1 pseudogene is annotated in these 445 nt (G+C 39.8%); it reads right to left on the reverse strand.

Features of this window, described 5'->3' with window-relative positions:
* Positions 1-151 precede the first annotated feature (151 nt).
* Positions 152-445 (reverse strand): annotated as a pseudogene (locus J8L70_RS16100) (transposase); the annotation flags it as partial.

Below are 445 nucleotides of genomic sequence, written 5' to 3' on the forward strand. Positions count from 1 at the left end.
ACGGGTTTTTTGCTGTCTGGGGTTTAATAAATAGCCAAGAGCCCATGCCGAACTCAGTAGTGAAACAAAACAGCTCGAAGGCGAGCCCCGGCCGATGATAGTGTAGCATTTGCTATGTGAAACTAGGACATTATTATACCAATTCCATTAATTAACTGGTCAAATTAATCCACGATCTTAAACATAGTGAAATGACTCTATTAATATCACTTCTAAAGTTATTCCAAGCAATAGTGCACTTCTCTTCAATATCTTCATAATCACTAAAAACACGATTGGCAATTTCATTTTGCCTCATCCATGACCATACTTGCTCGATTGGATTTAATTCGGAGAATAAGGTGGGATGTGAATAATTCTCAGATTAGCAAATGCTTGATCTAAATACTCCTGATGCCAGCTGGCACCATCCATTATCACTACAGCATGGCGACCCGCTTCCGTG

Origin of the sequence: Pseudoalteromonas sp. MMG010, from assembly GCF_018100905.1 — a bacterium.
Classification (GTDB): domain Bacteria; phylum Pseudomonadota; class Gammaproteobacteria; order Enterobacterales; family Alteromonadaceae; genus Pseudoalteromonas.